Annotated in this window: 18 protein-coding genes; 11 read left to right on the top strand and 7 right to left on the bottom strand. The window is 74.5% G+C overall.

The window, feature by feature from the left end:
* Positions 1-101 precede the first annotated feature (101 nt).
* From ACQZ2A_RS03425 to ACQZ2A_RS03435, 3 genes are read left to right on the top strand one after another with little or no spacing between them, the layout of a single operon-like run.
* Positions 102-530, top strand: coding sequence for an SRPBCC family protein (locus ACQZ2A_RS03425; RefSeq protein ID WP_430207166.1), 429 nt, complete (start codon positions 102-104; stop codon positions 528-530).
* Positions 527-1087: a TetR/AcrR family transcriptional regulator gene (locus ACQZ2A_RS03430; protein ID WP_430207167.1), complete on the top strand. Its 561-nt coding sequence runs from the start codon at positions 527-529 to the stop codon at positions 1085-1087. Before ACQZ2A_RS03425 ends, ACQZ2A_RS03430 begins: the two co-directional genes overlap by 4 nt.
* Positions 1084-1854, top strand: a complete 771-nt coding sequence (locus tag ACQZ2A_RS03435; RefSeq protein WP_430207169.1) for an NAD(P)H-binding protein — start codon at positions 1084-1086, stop codon at positions 1852-1854. Before ACQZ2A_RS03430 ends, ACQZ2A_RS03435 begins: the two co-directional genes overlap by 4 nt.
* Here the strand turns inward: ACQZ2A_RS03435 and ACQZ2A_RS03440 are convergent.
* A complete protein-coding gene (locus tag ACQZ2A_RS03440; RefSeq protein ID WP_430207171.1) occupies positions 1835-2746 on the bottom strand; it encodes a phosphoribosylaminoimidazolesuccinocarboxamide synthase in 912 nt (303 codons plus the stop codon). The two genes, ACQZ2A_RS03435 and ACQZ2A_RS03440, sit on opposite strands and share 20 nt — an antisense overlap.
* 68 nt (positions 2747-2814) lie before the next feature.
* Here ACQZ2A_RS03440 and ACQZ2A_RS03445 point away from each other — a divergent pair, with 68 nt between their 5' ends.
* Genes ACQZ2A_RS03445 through ACQZ2A_RS03455 form a run of 3 tightly spaced genes read left to right on the top strand, consistent with a single transcriptional unit; the run spans position 2815 to position 5472 of the window.
* Complete coding sequence (locus ACQZ2A_RS03445) at positions 2815-3270, top strand: MarR family winged helix-turn-helix transcriptional regulator (RefSeq protein WP_430207172.1); 456 nt, start codon at positions 2815-2817, stop codon at positions 3268-3270.
* Positions 3271-3299: 29 nt separating this feature from the next.
* A complete protein-coding gene (locus ACQZ2A_RS03450; protein ID WP_430207174.1) occupies positions 3300-4514 on the top strand; it encodes an MFS transporter in 1215 nt (404 codons plus the stop codon).
* A gap of 37 nt (positions 4515-4551) precedes the next feature.
* On the top strand, positions 4552-5472 hold the full coding sequence (locus tag ACQZ2A_RS03455) for an acetamidase/formamidase family protein (RefSeq protein WP_430207176.1): 921 nt from the start codon (positions 4552-4554) through the stop codon (positions 5470-5472).
* Between the two features lie 29 nt (positions 5473-5501).
* Here the strand turns inward: ACQZ2A_RS03455 and soxR are convergent, their stop codons facing one another.
* A complete protein-coding gene (soxR, locus tag ACQZ2A_RS03460) occupies positions 5502-5957 on the bottom strand; it encodes a redox-sensitive transcriptional activator SoxR (protein ID WP_430207177.1) in 456 nt (151 codons plus the stop codon).
* A 55-nt stretch (positions 5958-6012) separates the two neighbouring features.
* Between soxR and ACQZ2A_RS03465 the strand changes: the two genes are divergently transcribed.
* Positions 6013-7446: an MFS transporter gene (locus ACQZ2A_RS03465; RefSeq protein ID WP_430207178.1), complete on the top strand. Its 1434-nt coding sequence runs from the start codon at positions 6013-6015 to the stop codon at positions 7444-7446.
* 31 nt (positions 7447-7477) lie between these two features.
* The gene (locus tag ACQZ2A_RS03470; RefSeq protein WP_430207180.1) at positions 7478-8398 is read left to right on the top strand and encodes an LLM class F420-dependent oxidoreductase; all 921 of its coding nucleotides are present in this window, start codon (positions 7478-7480) and stop codon (positions 8396-8398) included.
* On the opposite strand, the gene purD is transcribed toward ACQZ2A_RS03470, so the two are convergent.
* Positions 8388-9674, bottom strand: coding sequence for a phosphoribosylamine--glycine ligase (gene purD, locus ACQZ2A_RS03475; protein ID WP_430207182.1), 1287 nt, complete (start codon positions 9672-9674; stop codon positions 8388-8390). The two genes, ACQZ2A_RS03470 and purD, sit on opposite strands and share 11 nt — an antisense overlap.
* A 149-nt stretch (positions 9675-9823) precedes the next feature.
* Between purD and ACQZ2A_RS03480 the strand changes: the two genes are divergently transcribed.
* Positions 9824-12034 (top strand): HelD family protein, encoded by a 2211-nt coding sequence (locus ACQZ2A_RS03480; RefSeq protein ID WP_430207184.1) that lies wholly within the window; start codon positions 9824-9826, stop codon positions 12032-12034.
* A 401-nt stretch (positions 12035-12435) separates the two neighbouring features.
* Here the strand turns inward: ACQZ2A_RS03480 and ACQZ2A_RS03485 are convergent, their stop codons facing one another.
* The 4 genes from ACQZ2A_RS03485 to fbaA form a co-directional block, all read right to left on the bottom strand.
* The gene (locus tag ACQZ2A_RS03485) at positions 12436-13740 is read right to left on the bottom strand and encodes an adenylosuccinate synthase (RefSeq protein WP_430207186.1); all 1305 of its coding nucleotides are present in this window, start codon (positions 13738-13740) and stop codon (positions 12436-12438) included.
* Between the two features lie 169 nt (positions 13741-13909).
* Positions 13910-14686 carry a helix-turn-helix transcriptional regulator gene (locus ACQZ2A_RS03490; protein WP_430207188.1) on the bottom strand — a complete coding sequence of 259 codons (777 nt, stop codon included), beginning with the start codon at positions 14684-14686 and terminating at the stop codon, positions 13910-13912.
* A 253-nt stretch (positions 14687-14939) separates the two neighbouring features.
* Positions 14940-15347 carry a DUF3151 domain-containing protein gene (locus ACQZ2A_RS03495; protein ID WP_430207190.1) on the bottom strand — a complete coding sequence of 136 codons (408 nt, stop codon included), beginning with the start codon at positions 15345-15347 and terminating at the stop codon, positions 14940-14942.
* Between the two features lie 78 nt (positions 15348-15425).
* Positions 15426-16457: a class II fructose-bisphosphate aldolase gene (fbaA, locus tag ACQZ2A_RS03500; RefSeq protein ID WP_430207192.1), complete on the bottom strand. Its 1032-nt coding sequence runs from the start codon at positions 16455-16457 to the stop codon at positions 15426-15428.
* 508 nt (positions 16458-16965) lie between these two features.
* Here fbaA and ACQZ2A_RS03505 point away from each other — a divergent pair.
* Both ACQZ2A_RS03505 and ACQZ2A_RS03510 read left to right on the top strand, forming a co-directional pair.
* Positions 16966-19308 (top strand): chemotaxis protein CheW, encoded by a 2343-nt coding sequence (locus ACQZ2A_RS03505; protein ID WP_430207194.1) that lies wholly within the window; start codon positions 16966-16968, stop codon positions 19306-19308.
* Entirely contained in the window at positions 19305-19721 is a 417-nt protein-coding gene (locus ACQZ2A_RS03510; protein ID WP_430207195.1) for a chemotaxis protein CheW, read from the top strand. The genes ACQZ2A_RS03505 and ACQZ2A_RS03510 overlap by 4 nt, the downstream gene beginning before the upstream one ends.
* The last annotated feature ends 25 nt before the right edge of the window (positions 19722-19746 follow it).

The raw sequence follows: 19746 nt of genomic DNA on the forward strand, positions 1-19746 counted from the left end.
CCGACATCAGGTGACCCGCAGGGGTCCCGCCCGACCGCCCGCAGATCACCTGGTGTCGCGGCCCCTTCCCCGTCCCCGACCTCGGATGTACCATTTGGTACATGATCGACGTGAGCCGCTCCACCGCTCTGCCCGCCGAGGCCCTGTGGCCGGTGATGTCGGCCGTCCGCGACTGGGGGTCCTGGCTGCCGACGGTGGACTCCGTCACCCCGACCGAGCCGGACCGGCCGGACGAGGTGGGGGCCTCGTACGTCGTGGTCCAGCCGGGGCTCCCGAAGGCCACCTGGACGGTCACCGACTGGCGGCCCGGCACCTCCTTCACGTGGGAGTCCCGCGGCCCGGGCGTGCGGACCACCGGCACCCACGAGCTGGTCCCCGGACCGGACGGCGCGAGCATCCGGCTCGGCATCACGTGGTCCGGCCCGCTCGCCGGCCTCGTGCGGGCGGTCTACGGGCGGCGCGGCCTCGCGTACGTCACCCGCGAGGCCGAGGCGCTCGAGGCCACCGCCCGCGAGCGCGCCGCCCGGTGACACCGCGCGAGGACCTGCTGGGCCGCGCCGTGGTCTGGTTCACCGAGCACGGCGTGGGCGACACCAGCCTGCGCACCCTGGCGGCCGGCATCGGCACGAGCCACCGGATGCTCAACTACCACTTCGGTTCTCGTGCAGGGCTGCTCGGTGCGGTCGTCGAGGCCGTCGAACGAGCCGAGCGCGAGACCCTCCTCGGGCTGGCCGCCACCCACGCCGACCCGTTCGAGGCCGGAGCGCTGTTCTGGCAGCACGTCGCCGACCGGGCCGCCGTGTTCGCCCCGCTCTTCTTCGAGCTCGCGACCCACGCGATGCGCGCCGAGCCGCACGCGGAGCCGCTGCGCGCATGGTTCGCCGAGGGCTGGTCCGACGCACTCTCGGACGCCTACCGTCGGCTGGGGGTGGACGGCGACCGCGCCGCTACCCTCGCGCTCCAGTCGCTCGCGATGGCCCGGGGCCTCCTCTTCGAGGTCGCCGTCACGGGCGACCGCGCGGCCGCGGACGCGGCGATGGACGGCTGGACGGCGATGGTCCGGCGCGAGCTCGAGGAGGCGTCGTGAAGGTCGTGGTGCTCGGAGGGACCGGAGGGATGGGCGCGCGCGTCGCGACGCGGCTCGAGGGCGACGGTCACGAGGTGGTGCGGGCCGCCCGGTCGACCGGGGTCGACGTCACCGAGCCCGGCCGCCTCGTCGAGGTGCTGCGCGGCGCCGACTGCGTCGTGGACTGCCTCAACCTCACCACCACGTCCCGGCGCCGGGCCGTCGCCTTCTTCGGAGGGGCGGCCCGCGCGGTGTCGGCCGGCGCCGCGGCCGCCGGGGTGGCGCACGTGGTGGTGGTGTCGATCGTCAACGCCACCGCGCCGGAGGTGTCCCGCTCCACCGGCTACTACGCGGGCAAGGCCGCGCAGGAGGCGGAGTACGCGGCGGCGCGCGTGCCCGTGACGGTCGTGCGCACCACCGCCTGGTTCACGCTCGCCGAGACCTTCCTCGCCCAGCTGCGCGTCGGCCGGTTCGCGCTCGTGCCCGGTGTCCGGCTGCGGCCGGTGCACCCGGACGCCGTGGCCGAGCTGGTGACCGACGTCGTCGAGGCGGGCCCCACGTCCGGGCCGGCCGCGACCGACGGGGTGGCCGTGCGCTCGCTCGCCGGGCCCGAGGAGCTGGGCTCCGCCGCGATGGCCCGGGCCGTTGCGCGGCGGGACGGCGGTCGGGTACGGGTGGTCGGGCCCCCGGTGCCGGTGCCGGGCATCCGCACCGGTCTGCTCCCCGCCGGCGACGTGCCGCGGGACGACCGCCGGTTCGCGGACTGGCTCAGAGACTCCGGCCGGTGAGCCGCTCGTAGGCCTCGACGTACTTGGCGCGGGTGCGCTCGAGCACGTCGTCCGGCAACGGCGGCGGCGCCTCACCGGACGCCTTATCCCAGCCGCTGGCCGGCGAGAGCAGCCACTCCCGGACGAACTCCTTGTCGAAGCTCGGCTGCGGGTGGCCGGGCTCCCACTGGTCGGCCGGCCAGAAGCGCGAGGAGTCGGGGGTGAGCACCTCGTCGGCGAGGACCAGGTCGCCGTCGACGACGCCGTACTCCACCTTGGTGTCGGCCACGATGATGCCGCGCTCCTGCGCGATCTCGTTGCCGCGGGCCAGGATCCGAGTGGTGAGGTCGCGGGCGCGCGCGGCGAGGTCGGGGCCGACGAGGGCCTCGACCTCCGCGTAGGACATCGGCTCGTCGTGCTGCCCCTCGGGGGCCTTGGTCGACGGGGTGAAGAGCGGCTCGGGGAAGCGCGACCCGTCGGTGAGCCCCTCGGGCAGGCGCAGCCCGCTCACGGTGCCGTCGGTGCGGTACTCCCGCAGGCCACCGCCGGTCAGGTAGGCGCGGGCCACGCACTCGACGGGCAGCATCGAGAGCCGGCGCACGAGCACCGCCCGGCCGCGCACGGCATCCGGGACGTCGGTGGAGACGACGTGGTTCGGCACGAGGTCGGCGAGCTGCTCGAACCACCAGAGCGACATCTGCGTCAGCACCTCGCCCTTGTCGGGCACGGGCGTCTCGAGGACGAAGTCGAAGGCGGAGATGCGGTCCGAGGCGACGAGCAGCAGCAGGTCCTCGCACGGGGCGCCGGCGGCGTCGAGCGGGGCGTAGAGGTCGCGGACCTTGCCCGAGTAGACGTGCGCGTAGCCGTCCAGGACGAGGGCGGCGTCGGGCGAGGGCGGCGAGGCATCGGCCATGCGACCCATCCAACCAGTCCGACGGGTCCGGGTTTGATATAGATAGGCTATCTATATATAGTGGAGGGATGCGCACCGACGACCTCGCCGACGACCTGCTGCGCTCGGCCGCCCGCCTCTCCCGCTGGGCGAGCCGGCACGCGGCCCTGGAGCTGCCGTGGGCCCAGGCCCGCGTCCTCTCCCTCGTCGAGGAGCTCGCCCCCGCCCGCATCACGGCGCTGGCCGCCGCGGACGACACGAGCCAGCCGACGATGACCACCCAGGTGCAGCGGCTCGAGGCCGAGGGCCTGGTCACCCGCACCCCCGACCCCGCCGACGGCCGGGCGAGCCTGGTCTCGCTGACCGCCGCCGGCACCGAGGCGCTCGCCGCCGCCCGCCGGGCCCGCGCGAGCACCCTCGAGCCGGTCCTCGCCGGCCTCGACGCCGACCCCGAGCAGGTGCGCACCGCCGTCGACCTGCTCGTCCGGCTCGTCGAGGCCACCCGCACCACCGCGGAGCGCGAGCCCGCCGGCGCGACCTCCTGACCCCCACCACCGAGAGGAACCACCAGCCCATGTGGCGTCAACCCAAGACCGTCTGGAGCGTGGCGTTCGCCTGCGTCGTCGCGTTCATGGGGATCGGCCTCGTCGACCCCATCCTCAAGCCGATCGCCGACGAGCTCGGCGCGAGCCCGTCCCAGGTCAGCCTGCTCTTCACGAGCTACATGGCCGTCATGGGCGTCGCGATGCTCGTCACCGGCTTCATCTCGAGCCGCATCGGCGCCAAGCGCACGCTGCTCATCGGCCTGGCGATCATCATCGTCGGCGCCGGCCTGGCCGGGATGCAGGACACCGTGAACGGCATCGTCGGCTTCCGCGCCGTCTGGGGCCTCGGCAACGCCCTCTTCATCGCCACCGCGCTGGCGACCATCGTCAACGCCGCGCGCGGCTCGGTGGCCCAGGCGATCATCCTCTACGAGGCCGCGCTCGGCCTCGGCATCGCCGCCGGCCCCCTCGTGGGCGGCGCCCTCGGCGGGATCTCCTGGCGCGGACCGTTCTTCGGCGTCAGCGCCCTGATGCTCGTCGCCCTCGTCGCCACCTGGGTCACCCTCCCGGCGGCCAACGAGAAGCCGCACCCCACGCCGCTCAGCGCCCCGCTGAAGGCCCTGCGCCACCGCGGCCTGCTGACCGTCGGCCTCACCGCGCTGCTCTACAACTTCGGCTTCTTCACCCTGCTGGCCTTCACGCCGTTCCCGCTCGACATGTCGGCGCACGGCACCGGCCTCGTCTTCTTCGGGTGGGGCCTGCTGCTCGCCCTGACCTCGGTCGTCGCGGCACCGTGGATCCAGAAGCACCTCGGGACCTTCACCGGGATGGTCGTCGCGCTCCTCGGGTTCGCCGTCATCCTCGCCGTCATGGCCGTGTTCACGGAGAACAAGGCCGTGCTCGTGGTCGGCGTCGTCCTCGCGGGCGGCTTCCTCGGCATCAACAACACGCTCATCACCGAGACGGTCATGAGCGTCTCGCCCGTCGAGCGCAGCGTGGCCTCGTCCGCGTACAGCTTCGTCCGGTTCGGCGGCGGCGCCGTCGCGCCGTGGCTGGCCGGCACGCTCGGCGAGCGCTCGGTCCACATCCCGTTCTGGGTCGGCGCCGGCGCGGTCCTCCTCGCCGTCGCGGTGCTCTCCACCGGCCACTCGTTCATCCGGACCATCGACGACGAGCCCGACCACGGCGCCGAGCCGGTCGACTCCGAGACCGAGGCCGAGGCCGTCACGGTCGGGTCGGCCTGAGGCTGCACCCGCGCCGCCCGGCAGTGAGGATGGGTCCGTGACGCACCACGAGCTCGGGCCCTCCCCCACCACCGCCGTCGACGTCTACGACCCCGGCCACCGGCCGTGCCTCACCGTCGAGCCCGGTGACCGCCTCACCGTCACCTCGCTCGACGCCTCCGGCCACCTGGAGCGCCAGACCGTCCCGGGGGAGCAGCGCCCGCTGCTCCTCCCGGGGCGTCGCGGGCACTGCCTGACCGGCCCCGTCGCGGTGGCCGGGACGCGTCCGGGCGACCACCTGGCGCTGCACGTGGAGCACCTCGAGCCGCTGGGCTGGGGCTGGACGGTCGCCGGCGGGCAGAGCGCGCACGCCGAGCGGCTCGGCATCGGCGACGCCCCGGCCACCTGGCTGCTCTGGGAGATCGACGACGGGGAAGCGGTGGAGAGCCGGGGCTTCCGGCGCCCCGTCGCCCCCTTCCTCGGCGTGGTGGGCACCGCCCCCGCCGAGCCCGGCGAGCACTCGACCGTCCCGCCCCGCGCGGGCAACGGCGGCAACATCGACTGCCGCGAGCTCGTGGCCGGCAGCACCCTCTACCTCCCCGTCACCGTGCCCGACGCCCTCCTGTACCTCGGCGACGGCCACGCGGCCCAGGGCGACGGCGAGGTCGGCGGCACCGCCATCGAGTGCCCGATGCGCACCACCCTCACGGTCGACGTCGTCCGCGACCGCCCGCTCGCCGGCGTGCACGCCGAGACCCCCGCCGGCCTCGTGACCTTCGGCTTCGACGCCGACCTCAACGCAGCCACCGGCGACGCCCTCGACGCGATGTGCCGCTGGCTCTGCGTGCTCCACGACCTCGACACCGCCACCGCCCTGGCCCTCGCGAGCACGGTCGTCGACCTGCGCGTCACCCAGGTGGCCAACCGGACCTGGGGAGTGCACGCCCTGCTCCCGACCGGCGTGCTGACGAGGGACTGATGCCGACCGGGGCGGCGTCCCGAGCGCCCTCAGGCGTCGCGCGCCGCCGCCGGCCAGCGGCGGGGGCCAGGCCCCTCCTCGGCCAGCTCGTCGTCGTGGTTGTAGACGGGGCAGGCCCGCAGCGACAGGCAGCCGCAGCCGATGCACGACGACAGCCCGTCGCGCACCCGCTCCATGGCCTCGATGCGCGCCGTGAGCAGCGCGTGCCAGTGCGACGACATCCGCACCCAGTCGCGCTTGGTCGGCGGGTGGTCGACGGGCAGGGTCGCGAGCGCGTCCCCGATCTCGGCGAGCCCCATGCCGAACCGCTGCCCGGCCCGCACGACGGCGATGCGGCGCAGGACGTGCCGCTCGAAGCGGCGCTGGTTGCCGGTCGTCCGGACCGACGTGATGAGGCCCCGCTCCTCGTAGAAGCGCACCGTCGGCACGCTCACGCCGGAGCGACGCGCCACCTCGCCGATGGCGAGCAGGTCCATCCGGTCCATGCGTGCAGTGTAGTGCGCTTGACCTCAAGTGGACTTGAGGTATCAGGATGAGGTGGTGACGACGACCGACCCGACCGACGTGCTGCCCGACGACCGGCCCGAGCGCCTGCTCGACCGCCGGCACCTGCCGGTCGTCGTGGGGGTGGTGGCGCTCGTGACGCTCGCGGCCTTCGAGAACCGGGCCGTCCAGACCGTCCTGCCCGTCGTCGTCCGCGAGCTCGACGGGTGGGCGCTCTTCGGTGCCTCCACGGGCGCGGGCCTGGTGATGTTCACGCTCGGCATGGCCTTCTCCGGGCGGTGGACCGACCGGCTCGGGCCCCGGCCCGTCCTCCTCGGCGGGCTGGCCCTCTTCGCCGGCGCACAGCTCGTCTCCGCCCTCGCCCCGACGATGCTCGTCTTCGTCACCGGCCGGGCCGTGTCCGGAGCCGCCGAGGCCCTCATCGACACGACGCTGATGGTCGTCGTCGCGCGAGCCCTGCCGGAGTCGTTGCGCGCCAAGGTCTTCGCGTCGTTCGCGGCGGCGTGGATCCTCCCGTCGCTGCTCGGCCCCGGGTTCGCCGGGGCCATCGAGTCCCTCGCGGGCTGGCGCTGGGTGTTCGCCGGACCGCTGCTCGTCGTGCTCCCCGCCGTCCTCCTGCTGCGGGCGGCGCTGCGCGAGACCGGAGCGGCGGGAGCGAGCGCCGACCCCGGCGCCCGGGCCCGGATCGCCGCGTCGGTGGTGCTGGCCGCCGGTCTGGCCGTGACCACGTTCACGGCCCCCTTGCTCGAGTCCGCGGACACCCGGGCGGTCGGGCTGCCGCTGGTCCTCGGCGGCGTGGTCGTCGTCCTGCTCGGGGCGGCGCGGGCCCTGCCGCGGGGGACGGCCCGGCTTGCGCGCGGGCTGCCCGCCGTCGCGGGGACCGGGCTGCTGACCGCGGCGGCGTTCACCGCCGTCGGTGGGGTGCTCCCGCTGATGCTCGTGACGACCCACCACGTCTCGACGGCGGTGGCGGGGGTCTCGCTCACCGTGACCGGCCTCTTCTGGGCGTTCGGGTCCTGGCTCAACAGCACGGCGCCCGCCCAGGAGCGGTTCGGCCCCGGCACGCGCGCCCGGGCCGGCGGCCTCCTCATCGCCGTGGGGTCGCTCGGGCCCGTCCTGCTCGCGCTCGACCTGCTCCCCCTGGCGCCCGGGATGGTCGGGTGGGCCCTCGCGGCCACGGGCATGGGCATCCTCTCCCCCACGCTCTCGACCCAGCTGCTCGCCCTGGCGCCGACCTCGGGGCAGGGGCGGGCGAGCGCCGCCCAGAGCCTGGCCGGGGCCACCGGCGTGGCGCTGCAGACGGCGGTGGTCGGCGGCGCCGTCGCGTGGTTCGGCCCCGGGATGGACGGCCCGCGCTTCGCCGTGCTGATGGCGGCCGGGGGTCTGGTCGCCCTGCTCGTCGCGCTCGGCGGCGGCCGGGTGGTCCCCGGACGCACGGCCCGCGGGGAGGGCGCCCGGCCCGTGGGGTGACCGGGGCCGCGACGTTCCGTAGCGTGGGCCCATGGACCTGCGCATCTTCACCGAGCCCCAGCAGGGCGCCACCTACGACGACCTGCTCGCCGTCGCCCGGGCCGCGGAGGACCTCGGCTACGACGCGTTCTTCCGGTCCGACCACTACCTCCACATGTCCGGCGACGGCGCCCCCGGGCCCACCGACGCCTGGACCACGCTGGCCGGCCTGGCCCGCGAGACCTCCCGCATCCGGCTCGGCACCCTCGTGTCGTCCGCGACCTTCCGCCTCCCCGGGCCGCTGGCCGTCACCGTCGCGGACGTCGACCGGATGAGCGGTGGGCGCGTCGAGCTGGGCCTCGGCGCAGGCTGGTTCGCCGCCGAGCACGCCGCCTTCGGCATCCCCTTCCCGCCGCTCAAGGAGCGCTTCGACCGGCTCGAGGAGCAGCTGGCCGTCATCACCGGGATGTGGTCGGCGCCCGCCGGCAGCACGTACGAGCACGACGGCTCGCACTACCCCGTCAGCGGCTCGCCGGCGCTCGTCCGGCCCGTGCAGGAGGGCGGCGTGCCGGTCATCGTCGGGGGCGGGGGCAAGCGCCGCACCCCCTCGCTCGCGGCCCGGTACGCCACCGAGTTCAACGCACCGTTCTCGTCACCGGAGGAGACCGGCGTGCTCTTCGAGCGGGTCGACGCCGTGTGCGAGGAGCACGGCCGCGACCCCCTGAGCCTCGTGCACAGCGCCGCCCAGGTGCTGTGCGTCGGGCGGGACGACGCCGCCGTGCGCCGGCGGGCCGAGGCCATCGGCCGCGACCCCCGCGAGCTGCGCGAGCACGGGCTGGCGGGCACCCCCGACGAGGTGCGCGAGCGGCTCGGGCGCCTGGCCGAGGCCGGGGCGAGCCGGGTCTACCTCCAGGTCCTCGACCTCGCCGACCTCGACCACCTCGCCGACGCCCACGCGGCGCTCACCGGCTGACCGACACCTCGCCGCGCTCGGCCCGCTCGGCGATGTCGCGCCGGTGGTGCGAGCCCTCCAGGCCGACCGCGTCGACCGCGGCGTAGGCCCGCGCCCGCGCCTGCGCGAGCGAGGAACCGCGCCCGACGACGGTCAGCACGCGACCGCCGGACGAGACGAGCACGCCGTCGGCGTCCCGCGTGGTGCCGGCGTGCAGGACGTAGGCGTCCGGGGCGCCCGGCACGTCGTCGAGGCCGGTCACGGGGTCGCCCGTGCGCGGCGTCGTGGGGTAGTCGCGCGCGGCGACGACGACGGTGACGGCGTGGTCCTCGCTCCACCGGAGCGGCTCGAGCTCGGCCAGCCCACCGGTGGACGCCGCGAGCAGGAGGCGCCCGAGTGGCGTGCGGAGCCGGTCGAGGACCACCTGGGTCTCGGGGTCGCCGAACCGGGCGTTGAACTCGATGACCCGGGGTCCGCGCGAGGTCAGCGCCAGCCCGACGTAGAGGACGCCGACGAACGGCGCGCCCCGGCGCGCCATCTCGACGAGCACCGGGCGCGCGATGCGCGCGACGACGTCGTCGACGAGGCCGGCCGGCGCCCAGTCGAGCGGGCTGTAGGCGCCCATCCCACCGGTGTTCGGGCCGGTGTCGCCGTCGCCGACGCGCTTGAAGTCCTGGGCCGGGCTCAGCGGCACGACGTCGGTGCCGTCGCAGACGCAGAAGAGGGAGACCTCCGGGCCGTCGAGGAACTCCTCGACGACGACGCGGCCGTCCGGCTTGTCGAGGCAGGTCCGGGCGTGCTCGAGGGCGGCGTCCCGGTCGTCGGTGACGACGACTCCCTTGCCCGCGGCCAGGCCGTCGTCCTTGACGACGTGCGGTGCGCCCAGGGCGTCGAGTGCCTCGGCGACCTCGTCGAGGCTCGTGCACACGTGCGCGCGGCCGGTGGGGACGTCGGCGGCCGACATCACCTCCTTGGCGAAGGCCTTGCTCCCCTCGAGCCGGGCCGCCTCGGCGGACGGGCCGAAGCAGGGGATGCCGGCGGTGCGCACGGCGTCCGCGACCCCCGCGACGAGGGGCGCCTCGGGCCCGACGACGACGAGGCCGACCTCGTGGCTGCGGGCCAGCGCGACGACCCCCTCGGCGTCGGTGACCCCGCCGGGGAGCGGCTCGCAGAGCGCGACCGCCTCGATGCCCGGGTTGCCGGGGGCCGCGACGACGGCGTCGACCGCCGGGTCGAGGGACAGCGCCCGGACGATGGCGTGCTCGCGAGCACCGGACCCGATGACGAGGACCTTCACGGGGCCCGATCCTAGGTGGCGACGGCCGCCCCGGGCGGGGGCGCCCGTCATCGGCCGGTCCCGCCTCGGCGCGCGCCGTGCCGGTCTAGACTGGTGAGTTCCGTGACCTGCGCCGTGCCGCGCCCCAGGACCCAGGAGATCGCCCGCCCGTGACCGCCCACCACCCTGCCGAGACCTCCCCCGAGGTCGCGGCCGAGGTCGCCACCGAGCAGGCCCACGTCGACCGCGTCTACGCCGAGCTGGCCAAGGCCAGCCTGCGCGCGGCCGACGTCGAGGCCGACGGTCTCGCGCGCGGCCGCACCGACCGCACCGGCGACGTCCGCGACGAGGAGATGACCGGCCTCTTCGAGCGCGACGCCCTCGTCTTCGCGGCCGCCCGACGCCGAGCGATGATCGACACGCAGTACGAGGGGCTGGTCTTCGGGCGCCTCGACCTCGGCGAGGAGGACTCCACCGCCGCCGAGCGCGAGGTCCGCCACATCGGCCGGCTCGGTGTGCGCGACGACGACTACGAGCCGCTCGTCGTCGACTGGCGGGCGCCCGCGGCGGCCGCGTTCTACCGCGCCACCCCGGTCGAGCCGATGGGGGTCGTCCGGCGTCGTGTGCTGCGCTGCAGCGGGGCCAGGGTCGTCGGTGTCGAGGACGACCTCATGGTGCCGGTCGCGCCGGACGACATCGTCGTCGTCGGCGACGGCGCCCTGATGGCGGCGCTCACCCGCAGCCGCGGCCGGCAGATGCGCGACATCGTCGCCACCATCCAGCGCCACCAGGACGAGGCCATCCGCGCCCCCTCGCGTGGCGTCACCGAGATCACCGGCGGCCCCGGCACCGGCAAGACCGTCGTCGCCCTGCACCGCGCCGCGTACCTGCTCTACGCCGAGCGGCGCCGCTTCGAGCACGGCGGCATCCTCGTCATCGGCCCGTCCGCGGCGTACACGGCGTACATCGAGCGGGTGCTGCCCAGCCTCGGCGAGGAGTCCGTGGCGCTGCGCGCGCTCGGCGACGTCGTCGACGGCGTGACCGCGCGGCGCTCCGACACCCCCGAGGTCGCCGAGGTCAAGGGCTCGCTGCGGATCCGCCGGCTACTGTCCCGGCTGGCCGCGCGTGCCCCGGAGGGCTCGCCGCGCGCCTTCCGGTCCTTCGTCGCCGGTCACGCGGTACGCCTCGACGAGGACGTCCTGCGCCGCGTGCGCGCCGAGGTCCTGCGCGGCCACCAGCACAACCTGGCGGCCGACGCCGCCCGCTCGGCCCTCGCCGAGGCGGCGTGGCGCTCGGTGCGCCAGGGCGAGCGCTCGGACTTCCTCGACGCCTTCGACGCCTCGCGCGAGGTCGACGAGTTCATGACGTCGTGGTGGCGCCCGCTGGACCCCCGCGAGCTGCTGCTCACCCTCGCCGACACCGACCACGCCTACGCGGTCTCGCGCGGCGTCCTCGACCAGGAGGAGGCCGCGGCGATCGCGTACTCCTACCGCGAGGCGCTCGAGGTCGGTGAGTGGTCGGTCTCCGACATCGCCCTCGCCGACGACCTGCTGGCCCGCCTCGGCCCGGTCCAGGACGTCGAGCGCGAGGAGGCCGGCTTCTACGACATCGAGGAGCTCGACGACCTCGCGGCGTACGGCGTCGCGGACGTGCGTGCCGGCGCGCGCGGCGGACCCGCCTGGGGTGCCGACAGCCGGGCCGAGGTGACTCCGGCCGACGCACGCGAGCGGCTGCTGACCGGGCGGCTCGAGCGGGCGTCCGGGTTCGCGCACGTCCTCGTCGACGAGGCGCAGGACCTCTCGCCGATGCAGTGGCGGATGGTCGCCCGGCGCGGGCGGTCGGCGTCGTGGACGGTGGTCGGCGACGCCGCGCAGGCGTCGTGGCCGGACCTCGTCGAGGCGGGCCGAGCGCGCGAGGAGGCCTTCTCCGGCCTCGAGCGCCGCGCGTTCCACATGGACACGAACTACCGCAACGCCCGCGAGATCTTCGACCACGCGCGCGACGTCATCCTCCCGCTCGTGCCGGACGCCGACATCCCGGACGCCGTGCGGGAGACGGGGGTCCACCCCGTCGACCGGGTCGTCGAGGGATCGCTCGCGGAGGCCGCGGCGGACGCGGTGGAGCAGCTGCTCGGCGAGGTCGACGGCTCGATCGCCGTCGTCACGCCCCGGCGCTGGGAGGAGCGGCTGGCCGCCCTCGACGGTGCCGGGGAGGGGCGCGTGCAGGTCATCGACCCGCTGTCCACCAAGGGCCTGGAGTGGGACGCGACCGTGGTCGTCGACCCCGACGCCGTCACCGAGGAGTCACCCGGCGGCGTGCGCGTGCTCTACGTCGTGCTGACCCGCGCGGCGCACCGGATGCACGTCCTGCGCCCCGCCTGAGCCCTCCGGCTCGGGGCTCGCACGTCCCGGCGGTCGACCCACCCGGCGCGGCCCGCCCCCGCACCACACACGTGTCGTGCCCACGACGTCCATGTGCTCCGAGAACCGGGCCATGCCCCGAATACGGGAGCACATGGAGACGTGCCCCCAGAACCGGACCACAACGACCCAGCATCGGGAGCACATGGAGACTTGCTCCCAGAACCGGACCACAACGGCCCAGCATCGGGAGCACCTGGAGACTTGCTCCGAGAACCGGATCAGAACGGCCCGGCATCAGGAGCACATGGAGATTTGCCCCCAGAACCGGACCAGGCTGGCCCAGCATCGGGAGCACATGGACGTCCTCGGACGACGGTTGTCGTGTGCGGGGCCTCCCCGTCCCCGACGAGGACCGCGGGTCAGGCGTCGAGGAGGGGGTGGCGCTGGATGATCTCGTGCCGCCCCGGACCGACGCCGATGGCCGACACGCGCGCCCCGATGAGCTCCTCGACACGCAGCACGTACGCCTGCGCCGCCGCCGGCAGCTCGTCGAACTCGCGGCAGCCGGAGATGTCCTCCCACCAGCCGTCGAGCATCTCGTAGACGGGCTTGGCGTGGTGGAAGTCGCTCTGCGACACCGGCATCTCGTCGTGCCGGACACCGTCGACCTCGTAGGCCACGCACACCGGCACCTTCTCGAACCCGGTGAGCACGTCGAGCTTGGTGATGACGAAGTCGGTGACCCCGTTGACGCGCGTGGCGTAGCGGCCGATGACGGTGTCCATCCAGCCGCAGCGGCGCGGCCGGCCGGTGGTCGTGCCGTACTCGGCACCGGTCTTGCGCAGCGTCTCGCCGTCGTCGTCGAACAGCTCGGTGGGGAACGGCCCCTCACCGACGCGGGTCGTGTACGCCTTGAGGATCGCGATGACCCGCGACACCCGCGTCGGTGGGATGCCCGAACCGGTGCACGCGCCGCCGGCGGTCGCCGAGGACGACGTGACGAACGGGTAGGTGCCGTGGTCGACGTCGAGCAGCGTCGCCTGACCGGCCTCGAGCAGCACGTTCTGCCCGGCGTTCAACGCCTCCTCGAGCACCAGCGCGCTGTCGGCGACCATCGGCCGCAGCCGCTCGGCGTACCCCAGCAGCTCCTCGACGACGAGGTCGACGTCGACCGCGCGCGTGTTGTAGATCTTCACGAGCACCTGGTTCTTGAACCCCAGGGCCGCCTCGACCTTCTGGCGCAGGATGCCCTCGTCGAACAGGTCCTGGACGCGGATGCCGACCCGGTTCATCTTGTCGGCGTACGTCGGGCCGATGCCGCGGCCCGTCGTGCCGATCTTGCGCTTGCCGAGGAAGCGCTCGGTGACCTTGTCGAGCGTCCGGTTGTACGGCGCGATGACGTGCGCGTTGGCCGACACGACGAGCTTGGAGGTGTCGACGCCGCGCGCCTCGAGCCCGTCGAGCTCCTGGAAGAGCACCTCCAGGTCGACCACCACGCCGTTGCCGATGACCGGGGTCACCGTCGGGGTGAGGATGCCCGAGGGCAGCAGGTGCAGCGCGTACTTCTCGCGCGTGCCGTCCTCGCCCTCGATGACCACCGTGTGGCCGGCGTTGTTGCCTCCGTTGAACTTGACGACGTAGTCGACGTCGGTGCCCATGAGGTCGGTGGCCTTGCCCTTGCCCTCGTCGCCCCACTGGGCTCCGACCAGCACGATCGCCGGCATCCCGGCTCCTTCCGACGCGTGCGCCGGGACGTCGGAGCCCCGGCGTGGCGAAGGCCCCTCGCGGATCGCGCCGGGGCCTCGTTCCACCCCACCCTACCGCGACCCCGGCCGGAGCCACGGGCCCGGGCCGGGTCCCGAGCGGCCCCCGCACCCGGACCCGCCGTCGGGGTCAGGACTCGCGGCTCGCGAGCACCCACCCGAGCTGGAAGCGGGTGTCGACGCCGTTGACGGTCATCAGCCGGGCCACCCGCCGACGCACCGTGCGCAGGCTGACGCCGAGGTGACGGGCGATCGCCTCGTCCTTGAGCCCGAGCTCGAGCAGCTCGACCAGGCGCGGGTCGCCGTCCTCCCCCGGTCCCGGCACGGGCATCGCGTGCCGCCAGGCGAGGTCGAAGTACGCGGTGTACAGCCGGACGACCAGCGGGTCGCGCAGCAGGACGTAGCCGCCGTCGAGGTCGTCCCAGGCGCCCAGCGCCACGACGGCGGTGTCGCCGAAGACGGCGAACTCGGTGCCGGTGCTCGGCAGGACGCGCTGGTCCTCGCCGGCCTCGGCCCAGACCGAGAGCCAGCGCTGGCCCCGCACCGTGGTGAGCACCTCGGCCGGGTAGACGGCGCGCTGCTCGTCGCCGCGCTCCATCCGGGTGCGGTTGGCCCGCACGGTGGCCTGGTCCAGCGCCGGTCCCTGCGCGACGGTGAGGACGAAGTTGCGCACCATGCCGCGGCTCTCGGTGAGCAGCTGGTTGACCACGGAGGGGGTGACGGCCGGGCTCAGCGGCTCGGCGCCGGTCTCGCGGGCCCCGAGGCTGCGGCTCGTGGCGCGGGTGAGCAGCCGGGCCGCCTCGTCCAGGTCCCGGCGACGTTCGTCGATGCGCTCGCGCTCGCGGCGCAGCTGTTCCTCGAGGACGAGCAGCACCGCCCCCTCGAGCTCCCCGGGTGACCCGGTCATCGCCCCACCTACCCCTGCTGACCTGCCATGTTCCCTGTGGCCATTTGTTGTCAGTGGCCACCAAGTGTCGCAGAAACGACTGCACTCCGTGCACGATTGGGAGAACAACCGGGGGGCAGGGGACCACCGGGGGCGATCGCCGCAGCGAGAGCGCGGCGGAGCCGGCCCCGGTGATTAGGTCTCCGGTTGGAAGGGCCCGGGCGCGTGCGCCCGGGTCCTTCGCCCGTCCAGCAGGAACGTTCCGCCCGCGGGCTCAGAGGCCCAGCGCGCGGGCCCCCTCGGCGCTGGAGGCGCGCAGGAACTCGGCACAGCGGTGGCGCTCCTCCTCCTCGCCGATGATGCCCGCCGCCCGCGAGAGCACGGCCAGCGCGCGGAGGAACCCCCGGTTCGGCTCGTGCTCCCACGGCACCGGCCCCTGGCCGCGCCAGCCGCTGCGGCGCAGGGCGTCCAGGCCCCGGTGGTAGCCGGTGCGGGCGTAGGCGTAGGCCTCCACGACCCGGTCGTCGGCGAGCGCGTCCTCGGCGAGCACCGCCCAGGCCAGCGAGGACGCCGGGTGCGCCGCGGCGACCTGGTCGGGTGCCACACCGTCCTCGAGCGGGCGGGCCGCCGGGTCCTGGGGCAGCTGGGTGGGCGGGATGCCGAGGAGGTCGCTGGTGCTCATGGGCGCCACGCTAGCCCGCCCGCCCGCAGACGCCGCACCCCCGCCCGGGGACCCGGACGGGGGTGCGGTTGCGGCCGGTCAGGCGGGGTGGGTGCCCGCCGAGCGGAGGTTCTGGCAGGCCTCGACGACGCGCTGCGCCATCCCGGCCTCGGCCTCCTTGCCCCACGCGCGGGGGTCGTACTGCTTCTTGTTGCCGACCTCGCCGTCGATCTTCAGGACGCCCGAGTAGTTCTTGAGCATCCAGTCGGCGACCGGGCGGGTGAAGGCGTACTGCGTGTCGGTGTCGACGTTCATCTTGACGACGCCGTAGTCGACCGCGTCCGAGATCTCCTGCGGCAGCGAGCCCGAGCCACCGTGGAAGACGAGGTGGAACGGCTTGCTGTCGGCGGCGACACCGAGCTCGGCGGCGGCGGCCTCCTGGGCGGCCTTGAGGACCTCCGGGCGCAGCTTGACGTTGCCCGGCTTGTAGACGCCGTGCACGTTGCCGAAGGTCAGCGCGGTCATGTAGTAGCCGTTCTCGCCCGAGCCGAGCGCACGCACGGTGGCCACGGCGTCCTCCGGGGTGGAGTACAGCTTGTCGTTGATGGCGTTCTCGACGCCGTCCTCCTCGCCGCCGACGACGCCCACCTCGATCTCGAGGATGATGTGCGCCGCCTTGCACGCCGCGAGCAGCTCCTCGGCGATCTGGAGGTTCTCGTCGAGCGGCACGGCCGAGCCGTCCCACATGTGCGACTGGAAGATCGGGAGGCCCCCGGCCTTCACCCGCTCGGTGGACAGCGCGATGAGCGGCCGCACGAAGGTGTCGAGCTTGTCCTTCGGGCAGTGGTCGGTGTGCAGCGCGATGTTGACCGGGTAGTTCTTCGCGACCTCCTCGGCGTAGGCCGCGAGCGCCGTGGCACCGGTGACCATGTCCTTGACGGTCGATCCGGAGGCGTACTCGCCACCCCCGGTGGAGACCTGGATGATGCCGTCGGAGCCGGCCTCGGCGAAGCCGCGGATGGCGGCCGTGACGGTCTGGCTCGACGTGATGTTGATGGCGGGGTACGCGAACGAGCCGTTCTTGGCCCGGTCCAGCATGTCCGCGTAGACCTCGGGCGTTGCGATGGGCACGGTGTTCTCCTCGTGACGTGGGATGTGCCTACGCCCCGATCCTTCCACCATCTCCCGCGCGGCGTGGAGCCCTGTCCGTACCGGTCGGTACGAGGCCGGTCCCAGAGGAGGGGCGCGGCTCGCGGGGCGACCCCCGCGCCCGGGGGCGGGGCGCACGCTTGACGTGTCGCCCCGCCCGGGCCGCTCCCGGTGCCCTGCACACCGGGTGGTCCGGCCGCCCGGTGCCCTGCACACCCAACGACCGCCTCCGGAGGTCACCGCTGCTGCGGTTTCCGTCCGTGCGCAGGGCCAGTGTGCCGTGATCCGGTACTCCCTGTCCATGGCTTGCGCGTTTTCGGCGGCCGGAGGCGAGGAGCATCCACGGTTTCGGTGGCCGCACCGGACCAGCACGGCTTCTTGACCTGTCCTTCGTCAACTCCCCCCGGACCGCTGCCGATGCGAGCGGAGACAGTTCCCGGCACCCCGTCGGGACGACCACGCACGGAGGTGAGGGAGCGTGGAGGACGGCATGGACGAGATCATCCGTGAGTTCCTCGTGGAGTCCCACGAGAACCTCGACCAGATCGACGTCGACCTGGTCGCGCTGGAGAAGGACCCGACCTCGCGCGACCGGCTGGCCCGGGTCTTCCGCGCCGTCCACACGATCAAGGGCACCTCGGGCTTCCTCGGCCTGCCGGTGCTCGAGCACGTCGCGCACGCCGGCGAGAACCTCCTCGCCTCGCTGCGGGACGGCGACCTCGTCCTCACGACCGAGCGGGCCAGCCTGCTGCTGGCCACGGTCGACGCGGTCCGCGACATCCTCGCCTCCGTCGAGACCGGCGCGGGCGAGGGCCCGCACCGCTTCGAGGAGCTCGTCATCCAGCTCGAGCGGTCCGTCGAGGACGAGCCGCTCATCACCCTCCCCGGCACGTCCGGGGACGGGGGTCCGGGCGCCGGGGTCGGAACTCTCCCCCCCACCGACACCCAGCCCGAGACCGCCGGTGCCGCCGCATCCACCCCCCTCCGGGCGGCGGCACCGGCTCCCTCCCCCGTCGTGTCGCTCGCCCCGGTGGCCCCTCCGGCCCCCGAGCCCGCGGTCGAGGAGGACGAGCGCGACCTCGGTCGCCGCGGCGCCGCCGAGTCCTCGGTGCGCGTCGACGTCGCCGTCCTCGACTCGCTGATGCGCCTCGTCGGCGAGCTCGTCCTCACCCGCAACCAGCTCTCCGCCCACAACGGCGTCCAGAGTGGTGCCGGAGGCGTCGGAGGCTCTGCCAGCCGCGCCGGCGCGACCGGCGAGGACGGCCGGCTCGCCTTCGGCAGCATGATGCAGCGCCTCAACATCGTGACGAGCGACCTGCAGGACGCGGTCATGAAGGCGCGGATGCAGCCGGTCGACACGGTCTGGGCCAAGTTCCCGCGGGTCGTGCGCGACCTCGCGACGGCGTGCGGCAAGGACGTCGCCCTGACGATGCTCGGCCGCGAGACCGAGCTCGACCGCGGGCTCGTCGAGGCCGTCCGCGACCCGCTGACCCACCTCGTGCGCAACGCCGTCGACCACGGCATCGAGACCCCCGAGACCCGCATCTCGGCGGGCAAGCCGTCGACCGGCACGCTCGTCCTGCGCGCCTACCACGAGTCCGGCCGCGTCGTCATCGAGCTCCAGGACGACGGCGCCGGGATGGACCCCGCCCGCATCACGGCCAAGGCCGTCGAGCGCGGGATCATCACCGCGGCGCAGGCGGCGGCGATGACGCCCCACGAGGCCTACGCGCTCGTCTTCCGCCCCGGCTTCTCGACCGCCGAGGCCGTCACCAACGTCTCCGGCCGCGGGGTCGGCATGGACGTGGTGCGCACGAACATCGAGGCCATCGGCGGCACCGTCGAGCTCAGCTCGGTCCCCGGGAAGGGCACGACCTGCCGGTTGACCCTCCCGCTGACCCTGGCCATCGTGCCGGCCCTCATCGTCGTCGTCGGTGAGCAGCGCTACGCCGTGCCGCAGACCCTCGTCCGCGAGCTCGTCGTCGTCCACGACGGCGGCCACGTCGTCGAGGACGTCGCCGGGGTCCAGGTGCTCCGCCTGCGCGAGCGGCTGCTGACCCTCGTAGACGGCCGCTCCCTCCTCGAGGCCCCGAGCGGCCCGCCCGGCGCGATCGTCGTCCTCGACGTCGAGGGCAAGGTCTTCGGGCTCGTCGTCGACGAGGTCCTCGACACCGAGGAGATCGTCGTGTCCGCGCTCGGCGAGCACCTCGCCGGCACGGAGGTCTTCTCCGGCGCGACGATCCTCGGCGACGGCGCCGTGGCCCTGATCCTCGACGGCAGCGGCCTCGCGACCCTCTCGCTCACCGGCGAGCTGCGGCCCGACCTCCTCGCCCAGCACGACGTCGAGTCCGTGTCCCGCGAGGACGCCCGGCGCCTCGTGGTCGTGCGCGCCGACGGCGAGCGCACGCTCGGCGTGCCGCTCGACGTGGTCACCCGCCTGGAGGACCTCGACGCCTCGGCGGTGGAGCGGCTCGGCGACGGCTGGGCCGTGCGCTACCGCGGCGGCATCATGCCCCTCGTCGAGGTCGGGACGGTCGTCGGCGGTCGCCGGGCCCCCACCCGCATCGGCCACGTCACCGACTCCGGGGCGGACACCCGCGCGGTCATCGTCGTCACCCGCGACGACCAGCCCGTCGGGCTCGTCGTCGACGCCATCGTCGACATCGCCGACGAGGACCCCGAGGTCGCGTCGCAGGCGGGCCACCGCGGCCCCGGCGTCGTCGGCGGCGCGGTCGTCGGCGGCCGGCTCGTCGAGATCCTCGACCTCGCCGCGGCCCTGCGGGTCGCCGGCACCGTCCCCACCGCCCACGTCCTCGAGGGGGTGCCGGCATGAGCGGCTCCACGTACGTCACGTTCTCGCTCGGCGAGCACCTCGTCGGCCTCCCCGTGGACCGGGTCCAGGAGGTCCTCGGCGCCCTGCCGATGACCCCCGTCCCCCGGGCCGACGGCCGGGTCGCCGGCCTGCTCAACCTCCGCGGCCAGGTGGTCACCGGGATCGACCTGCGCAGCCGCTTCGGCCTGCCGACCGGCGAGGAGGGCACCGGCACCGTCGTCGTCCGCTCCCCCGGCGGACCGGTCGCGCTCGTCGTGGACCGCATCGGTGACGTCATCGACGTCGACGACCCCCAGCCCCCGCCCGCGACCCTCGTCGGCCCCATCCGCGACCTCGTCCGCGGGGCGTACGTCCTCGCCGACTCCCTGCTCCTCGACGTCCGCCTGGACGCCGTCCTCTCGCTCGACCGATGACCACCCGCACCACCGACTCCGGAGG

The sequence above is a fragment of the Phycicoccus avicenniae genome, assembly GCF_050496545.1.
In the GTDB taxonomy this organism is placed as follows: domain Bacteria; phylum Actinomycetota; class Actinomycetes; order Actinomycetales; family Dermatophilaceae; genus Phycicoccus; species Phycicoccus avicenniae_A.